1 protein-coding gene is annotated in these 449 nt (G+C 44.3%); it reads left to right on the top strand.

The window, feature by feature from the left end; translation table 11 throughout:
* Window positions 1-15: 15 nt before the first annotated feature.
* On the top strand, window positions 16-449 hold a 434-nt coding region (locus tag K8089_RS16350; protein ID WP_237604346.1), incomplete at its 3' end, for a hypothetical protein.

The following is a 449-nucleotide window of genomic DNA, read 5'->3' as shown; positions in this document are numbered from 1 at the left end:
TCGGCTTCAGCGTTTATGACAGCAAACGATGTAACGGTTGCGGCAGACACAGACTTCACCTTAAGTAATATAACTGCGAGTATTTTCGCCAACGGTGGAATTGCAAGCGTAGATGTTAATTATTATGACGATGCAGCCGGTCTTCCGGGAACTCTTATTGGTTCTGAAGCTGGAGTAACTATCGATAACCAAACGGTTATTGGCAGCAACTTTGGTTTTGACGTAAATGAAGTTGAAATGACTGTAACGCCATTTGTATTCTCCGGACAAGCAGGTACTCCAACCACATACTGGATTGAACTTTCAGTTACAGATGGTGGTGGTACAGGCAGTGTATTCTGGGTAGTGACCTCATCAACTATGGAAGGCCATCCTAGCGCCCAATTTGATGCAGGTTGGACTATTCCAGATCCACTTATGGACGGTGTTTATATTTGGGAAGGAACTTG

The organism is Aequorivita vitellina, from assembly GCF_022008365.1.
Lineage (GTDB): Bacteria > Bacteroidota > Bacteroidia > Flavobacteriales > Flavobacteriaceae > Aequorivita > Aequorivita vitellina.
This window is presented reverse-complemented; position numbering and strand designations above follow the sequence as displayed.